General features: G+C 66.3%; 6 protein-coding genes. 2 read left to right on the plus strand and 4 right to left on the minus strand.

Annotated elements, in window-relative coordinates; all coding sequences use genetic code 11:
* Positions 1–1,113, minus strand: a 1,113-nt coding sequence (gene groL / locus MKK88_RS15270) for a chaperonin GroEL (protein ID WP_244001084.1), incomplete at its 3' end; no start/stop codon positions are given.
* Positions 1,114–1,185: 72 nt separating this feature from the next.
* On the minus strand, positions 1,186–1,476 hold the full coding sequence (groES, locus tag MKK88_RS15275; RefSeq protein WP_244001086.1) for a co-chaperone GroES: 291 nt from the start codon (positions 1,474–1,476) through the stop codon (positions 1,186–1,188).
* 193 nt (positions 1,477–1,669) lie between these two features.
* On the opposite strand from groES, the gene MKK88_RS15280 reads away from it, so the two are divergent.
* Complete coding sequence (locus tag MKK88_RS15280) at positions 1,670–2,656, plus strand: CorA family divalent cation transporter (protein ID WP_244001088.1); 987 nt, start codon at positions 1,670–1,672, stop codon at positions 2,654–2,656.
* Positions 2,657–2,861: 205 nt separating this feature from the next.
* Positions 2,862–4,322 (plus strand): methyl-accepting chemotaxis protein, encoded by a 1,461-nt coding sequence (locus MKK88_RS15285; RefSeq protein WP_244001090.1) that lies wholly within the window; start codon positions 2,862–2,864, stop codon positions 4,320–4,322.
* 234 nt (positions 4,323–4,556) lie between these two features.
* On the opposite strand, the gene pdeM is transcribed toward MKK88_RS15285, so the two are convergent.
* Positions 4,557–5,270 carry a ligase-associated DNA damage response endonuclease PdeM gene (pdeM, locus tag MKK88_RS15290; RefSeq protein WP_244001092.1) on the minus strand — a complete coding sequence of 238 codons (714 nt, stop codon included), beginning with the start codon at positions 5,268–5,270 and terminating at the stop codon, positions 4,557–4,559.
* A gap of 38 nt (positions 5,271–5,308) precedes the next feature.
* A partial coding sequence (locus MKK88_RS15295) for a helicase-related protein (RefSeq protein WP_244001094.1) occupies positions 5,309–7,595 on the minus strand: 2,287 nt, incomplete at its 5' end.

Below are 7,595 nucleotides of genomic sequence, written 5' to 3' on the forward strand. Positions count from 1 at the left end.
CTTGGCCAGACGCTCCTGCAGCTTCTCACGGTCGTAGTCCGAGGTGGTCTCCTCGATCTGCGCCTTGATCTGCGAGATGCGGCCCTCGATGTCGGACTTCTCGCCGACGCCGTCGATGATCGTGGTGTTCTCCTTCTCGATGCGCACGCGCTTGGCGCGGCCGAGCATGGGGAGCGTCACGTTCTCGAGCTTGATGCCGAGATCCTCGGCGATCATCTGGCCCTTGGTCAGGATCGCGATGTCCTCGAGCATCGCCTTGCGGCGGTCGCCGAAGCCCGGCGCCTTGACGGCCGCGACCTTCAGGCCGCCGCGGAGCTTGTTGACGACGAGCGTGGCGAGCGCTTCACCCTCGATGTCCTCGGCGATGATCAGGAGCGGCTTGCCGGTCTGAACGACGGCCTCGAGCACCGGCAGCATGGCCTGGAGCGACGACAGCTTCTTCTCATGGATGAGGATGTAGGGATCCTCGAGCTCGGCGACCATCTTCTCCGCGTTCGTGATGAAGTACGGGGAGAGGTAGCCGCGGTCGAACTGCATGCCCTCGACGACGTCAAGCTCGGTCTCGGCGGTCTTGGCCTCCTCGACCGTGATCACGCCCTCGTTGCCGACCTTCTGCATCGCGTGGGCGATCATCTGGCCGATCTCGGTGTCGCCGTTCGACGAGATGGTGCCGACCTGGGCGACCTCGTCGGAGGTCGAGACCTTCTTGGCGCGGGCAATGATGTCCTTGACGGCGGCGGCCGTGGCGAGGTCGATGCCGCGCTTCAGGTCCATCGGGTTGATGCCGGCGGCGACGTACTTGGCGCCCTCACGGACGATGGCCTGGGCCAGCACGGTCGCGGTGGTGGTGCCGTCACCCGCGATGTCGTTGGTCTTCGAGGCCACTTCGCGCACCATCTGGGCGCCCATGTTCTCGAAGCGGTCGGAGAGCTCGATCTCCTTGGCGACCGTCACACCGTCCTTGGTGATGCGCGGGGCGCCGAAGCTCTTCTCGATCACGACGTTGCGGCCCTTCGGGCCCAGCGTCACCTTCACTGCATCGGCGAGGATATCGACGCCGCGCAGCATCTTATCGCGGGCGTCGGCGGAGAAACGAACGTCTTTCGCTGCCATTGTGTGCCTCTTAGCTACTGGTTGAACCCCAAGGCCTTGGACGGCCTCAAAGGGCGGGACGGGGTGAACCGATCAGAGGGCGACGACGCCCATGATGTCAGATTCCTTCATGATCAGGAGGTCCTGACCGTCGATCTTGACCTCGGTGCCGGACCACTTGCCGAACAGGACGCGGTCGCCGGCCTTGACGTCGAGCGCGTTGACACGGCCCTGCTCGTCGCGGGCGCCGGGGCCGACGGCGACGATCTCGCCTTCCTGCGGCTTCTCCTTGGCGGAATCCGGGATGATGATGCCGCCCTTGGTCTTCTCTTCGCTCTCGATGCGACGGACGACCACGCGGTCGTGCAGCGGACGGAACTTCATGAGCTGCCCTCTTGCTTCAGGTCTAAAGTTGGCGTTGAAGCGGCCGGCGGGACCGCCGCGAACTTGACTGTTAGCACTCTGTCTCGGCGAGTGCCAAAGACGATTGCGAGATAGGCGCGGGCCGGTTTCGTGTCAAGACTGTCGCACGTCCCGCGGCTAAGCTCCTGTTCCCTCTTTTGGATCACGCGCCGCGATGCTGAGCCTGCACGGTTCCGAAGGCCCGGTCGCGCCCGAGAGCGCCGGCCACGTGGCACCCGATGCCGTCTGGCTGGATCTCAACGATCCGAGTTCCGAAGAGGCGGCCGCCGTCGAGGCCGCGACCGGCGTGCGTATCCCATCGCGCGCCGCCCTGTCGGAGGTTGAGACGTCGAGCCGTCTGCGGCGGGTGAAGGGCGGCCTGTCGCTCTCAACGCCGATGATCACCTTCGAGAGCAGCGCCTCGCAGCTGAAGCCCCTCGGCTTCCTGCTGACCAAGGATCACCTCGTCACGGTGCGGTTCCACGAACTGCGCGCCTTCGACTCCTCGGCCAAGCGGATCGCGGACGGCGACGGCAGCACGACCCCGAGCGCGATCTTCCTCGTGATCCTGGAGGAGTTGGTCGACAGCCTCGCGGACGCGCTGGAGGACATGGCCTCCGAACTCGATTCGCTTTCGACCCGGATCTTCGATTTTGACGTGCGTGGGGCGGACCGGCGGCGGCTGGAAAGCCCGCCGCCACGGCGGCGCGACCTCGCGCTGCGCCGGATCCTGCGCGGGATCAGCAATCGCGGGAAGGTTTTGGGTAAGATCCGGGCGAGCCTGCTGGGCCTCGAGCGGATCGTGCCGTTCGTGGCGGCGGCCTGCGACAGCTTAGGCCTGCCGGAGGACGGCCGGTTCGACACGATCAAGCGGGACATCGAATCCCTCGACGAGTTCGAGACGCGCCTGGCCGAGAACGTCCAGTTCCTCCTCGACGCGGCCCTCGGTCTGATCAACATCGAGCAGAACAACGTCTTCCGCGTGCTCACCGTCGTGTCGGTGGTGGGCGTGCCACCGACACTGATCGCCTCCATCTATGGCATGAACTTCAAGCACATGCCGGAGCTGGACTGGACTTACGGCTATCCCTACGCACTGGCCCTCATCGTTCTGAGCGCGCTGGCACCGATTGTCTATTTCCGTATTCGCGGGTGGTTCTGAAACCCTGATGTAAGATCACTCGCTCTATAATCTGATATTCGATCTTCCACTGTCGCTTATATTAATTAATATATCTCAATATTCGTTTCTCTGCTCGACCCGATAGCGCTCATTAAATTTTATGAATGCAGATCCTGGCATTCGTTTTAGCGATAGATTAACGATCTCATGTCTTATTTCGGCGCACGCGACAGTGAGTCCAGATATGTTCAAGCGATCCGCCTATAGCGAAGCCGAAGCCAAGATTAACGCGCTCGACCGATCGCTGGCGATCATCGAGTTCTCGTTGGATGGCAGCATTCTGAGAGCCAACGAGAACTTCCTGAATCTGATCCAATATTCTCAGGCCGAGCTCGTCGGCAAGCATCACCGTATTTTCATCGAGGATGCGCACGCCCAATCGGCCGAGTATGCGGAATTCTGGGCCAAGCTGCGGAAGGGCCAGTTCGTGACCGGTGAATTCCTCCGGCTCGACAAGGACAAGAACCCGGTCTGGCTCGAGGCCACCTACAACCCGATCCTGGATGCCCAGGGCAAGCCGGCGAAGGTGGTCAAATTCGCCTCCGACATCTCGGCGAAGAAGAAGCAGATCGGCCGGTTGATGTCGATGATCGACAACATGCCGGTCGCCGTGATGACCGCGGATCCGCGCGATAATTTTCGGATCGACTACCTGAACGCGACCTCGCGCAGAACCCTTGGACCGCTCGAGCAATATCTTCCGATCAAGGTCGACGAGATGATGCAGAACTCGTTCGACGTGTTCCACAAGAACCCGCACCACCAGCGTTCGATGCTGGCGGATGCGAGCCGCCTTCCGCATCGGACCAAAATCAAGGTTGGCCCCGAGACGCTCGACCTTCAGGTCACGGCCGTCAACGACGAGAAGGGAAACTATATCGGTCCGATGCTGACCTGGGCCGTCGTGTCGGCGCAGGTTCAGATGGCCTCCGAAGTCACGCGGGTGGTCGAAGCGGTCGGCTCGGCGATCCAGGAGATGCAGCAATCCGCCGAGGGTCTCACCCGATCGGCCGATGCCGCGCGCGAGCAAGCCGCCTCGGTCGCGGTCAATTCGGAGCAGATGAACAACGCGATCCAGGAGATCTCCGGCCAGGTCGGGCGCGTCTCCGAGCGGGCGCAGCAGATCGCCACGCAGGCCGAGACCACCGACACAACGATGCGGCAGCTCGCCGAGAACGCCCGGAAGGTCGATGCCGTCGTCGCGATGATCAAGTCGATCGCAGATCAAACGAACCTGCTGGCGCTGAATGCCACGATCGAGGCCGCCCGGGCTGGGGCTGCCGGCCGCGGCTTCGCGGTGGTGGCCAGCGAGGTCAAGGCGCTGGCCGAGCAGACCGCCAAGGCGACGGGTGAGATCACCCAGCAGGTCTCGGCCATTCAGAGCGCGACCGGCGAGGCGGTGGGCGCCATCGAGATGATCACCGCGGCTGTCGGCGAGCTCTCCAAGCTGACATTGGCCATGGCCAGTGCGGTGGAGGAGCAGGCGGTCTCGACTCAGGAGATGTCGGGCAGCATCGGCGGGGTCTCGCAGGCGGCAAGCGCGACGGGCCAGTTCGCCGTCGCGGTTCGCGGCATCGCCGGAAGCCTGGCGGATCATTCCTCGGGTCTGTCGGAGAGCGTCAGCCGCTTCATGAAGGCGGGCTGATCCGGGGCCCTGTCGGGACGACAACCGTCCCTTCGCCCCCGGTCGCTGGCCAGCCCGACACATCCCGATCGGGCATCGACGCCCGCGACAGAGCACGACCTGCCCCCTCTTCCGCACGGGAGAGGGGACGCGCTCGATCCCGACCGGGCGTGTTCGGGCCCGACACGCGAATCCCAAAGCCCCCCCGCGGGACGGGAGAACCGCGATGCTCTTCCGCAGGGCCGGTGTCGGCGCTCAGTCCCGGGCGAGTTGCGCCCGGCCGATGGCGAAGACCCGCCCGTCTCCGAGGAGGTGGGCGGTGAAACCCTTCGGGAACAGCCCTTCGATCGCCTTTTCACGGACGTTCAAGCCGCCCGCATAGGCGCCGAAGGCCGGCATCACGAGGCGCGACCCATCGGTGACGAAGCAGCGGCGGCGCACCGTGCGACCCCGCATCGCGACCTTGCCGCAGGGATGCAGATGGCCAGCGATCTCACCGGTCACGGGTTCCGGACTCGGCTCGTGGCGCAGGAGAAGGCCACCGAGCGTCAGCGCGTCGGCGTAGCGGCCGCCGATGCCCTCGCTGACCGCAGCGTCGTGGTTCCCGGCGATCCAGACCCAGTCCCGGCCCTCCTGGAGCGCCGCCACCATGGCGCGATCACCCGGCTCCATACGCTCGGGGCCCCGCGCGTCGTGGAAGGAATCGCCCAGCGCGACCACCCGGGCCGGAGCATGGCGCGCCACGGCCTCATGCAGGCAGGCGAGCGTCTCGCGGGTGTCGTAGGGCGGCAGGAACTGGCCGGACCGGACCGCGTAGGAGGAGCCCTTCTCGAGATGGAGATCGGACACGATCAGCGTCCGATGCTCCGGCAGCCAGAGGCCCCCGCAGAGGTCGAGCACCAGCGTCTCGCCCGCGAGCTGAAGGGTGGGGTGCTTGTGAGTCTTCTCGAGTCGCAGGCCGGCCGCCAAGATCGCATCCTCGTCGTCGGGGGAGGGCGGATCGGCGGTCAGGACAGGGCCTCTTGAAGAAGCTCCGCCTCGGCCTCGGCCAGGATCTCGTCGGCGCCCTCGCCGTAGACCCGCTCGCGCCCGATCTCGAGCATCACGGACACGGAGAGCGGCGAGACCCGGTCGAGAGACCTGTGGATGATTCGCCCCTGGATGCGCTCTAGCATCATACCGAGGCGCCTCACGTCGAGGAGTCCGGTTGCCGCATCCTGCCGCGCGGCCCGCAGCAGGAGGTGATCGGGCTGGTGCTTGCGCAGCACGTCGTAGATCAGGTCGGTCGAGATCGTGACCGCCCGGCCGGATTTCTTCAGGCCCGGGTGATGGCGCTCGATCAGGCCGGCGATCACCGCGCATTGGCGGAACGTCCGCTTCATCATCGCGGACTCGTCGAGCCACGCCTCCAGGTCGTCGCCCAGCATGTCGACGGCAAACAAGTCGCCGATGAAGTCCGGGTCGAGGACGGCGCGCTCGGCGATATCGCGGGTCATCCAGATGGCGATGCCGTAATCGTTCGCCGCGAAGCCAAGGGGCCGCAGCCCGGCGCGCTCCAGCCTTCGGGTCAGCAGCATGCCGAGCGTCTGGTGGGCGAGGCGCCCCTCGAACGGGAAGGCGGTCAGGTAGTAGCGTTTGCCCCGCGGGAAGGTCTCGACCAGCAGGTCGCGCTCGCCCGGCAGGACCGAGCGGCGGCGCTGTTGCAGCAGGTAGGCGCCGATCTGTTCCGGAAGCCGATCCCATTCGAACGGGTCGGCGATCAGCGCCCGGACCCGCGCGGCGAGGAAGGTCGAAAGCGGAAATTTCGAACCGGCATAGGAGGGGATTGCCGGATCGGTATCGGGCGGGGCGCGCGTCACGAGGCACTCGTCCTCGGCAAGCCCCTCGAACCGCAGGGTCTCGCCCGCGAACAGGAAGGTGTCGCCGACGGTGAGCGTTTCGGCGAACTCGTCCTCGATCTCACCGAGCACCCGGCCCGTCTTCGGCAGCACCGTCCCGGGCTTCCCGCGCAGCGTCCGGCCGAGGCGCACCCGCACGCGGGCCGCCTCGACGATCGTCCCGACATTCATCCGATAGGCTTGCGCGGTCCGGGCGTCGCGCACCCGCCAGAGGCCGTCCGGCCCGCGCAGGATCTTGGCGAAGCGCTCGTAGGCGCGCAGCGCGTAGCCGCCGGTGGCGACGTAATCGACCACCTGCTCGAAGGATTCCCAGGTGAGGTCCGCATAGGGCGCGGCCGAGACGATCTCGTCGTAGAGGGCGAGGGGATCGAAGGCGTCCGCGCAGGCCATACCGAGCACGTGCTGGGCGAGCACGTCGAGGGCGCCCAGCCGGGCATCGGGGGTGTCCTGCGCGGCCTCCTCGACGGCGTCGAGCGCCGCTTGGCATTCCAGCATCTCGAAGCGGTTGCCCGGGACGAGATAGGCCTTCGAGGGCTCGTCCATCCGGTGGTTGGCTCGACCGATCCGCTGCATGATCCGGCTCGCCCCCTTCGGCGCGCCGACATTGACCACAAGATCGACATCGCCCCAGTCGATCCCGAGGTCGAGGGTTGCGGTACAGACGATGGCCCGCAATTGCCCCGCCGCCATGGCGGCCTCGACCCGGCGGCGCTGCTGCGCGTCGAGGGAGCCGTGGTGAATCGCGATCGGCAGCGCGTCCTCGTTGAGCCGCCACAGCTCCTGGAAGGTGTACTCGGCCTGGAGGCGAGTGTTCACGAAGACCAGCGTGGTGCGATGCTCTTTGATGAGGTCGTAGATCGCCGGCATCGAGTGCCACGCGGTGTGGCCGGAGATCGGCAGGGCCCGGCCGAGGTCGAGCATCCGCAGATCCGCCTTCGCGCCGCCGGCCACGGTGACGAGATCGGCCATGGGGGGCACCGCTCTCCCTTCCCCCTCTGCGGGCGAGGGTGGGTCCTGCGTCAGCAGCTCCCGGGAGTGGGGAGCCCGGATTCCGGATGGGGCACGGCCCTCATGACGGTCGGAGCCATCTTCTGGACCGGCGCTCCCCTCTCCCGACTCGCTCCGCGGGCCACCCTCCCCCGCAGGGGGGGGAGGGAGGGTCTGGTTCTGCGGCACCAGATACTTCCGCAACTCATCCGGTTCCCGCACCGTCGCGGAGAGCCCGATCGCCGCGAGGCCGGGGCTCAGCCGGTGCAGCCGCGCCATCGCCAGCGACAGCAGATCACCCCGCTTCGACGTGACCAGCGCGTGCAACTCGTCCAGCACCACGCAGCGCAATCCGGAAAAGAAGTCCGTTGCCTCGCGATGGGCGATCAGCAGCGCCAGCTGCTCCGGC

It is taken from the genome of Methylobacterium sp. E-005, assembly GCF_022829725.1.
Lineage (GTDB): Bacteria > Pseudomonadota > Alphaproteobacteria > Rhizobiales > Beijerinckiaceae > Methylobacterium.

Bases quoted from the DNA above. Each gene is read 5' to 3' on its own strand.
- groES (WP_244001086.1), bottom strand. From the start codon at position 1,476: ATGAAGTTCCGTCCGCTGCACGACCGCGTGGTCGTCCGTCGCATCGAG.
- MKK88_RS15280 (WP_244001088.1), top strand. From the start codon at position 1,670: ATGCTGAGCCTGCACGGTTCCGAAGGCCCGGTCGCGCCCGAGAGCGCC.
- MKK88_RS15285 (WP_244001090.1), top strand. From the start codon at position 2,862: ATGTTCAAGCGATCCGCCTATAGCGAAGCCGAAGCCAAGATTAACGCG.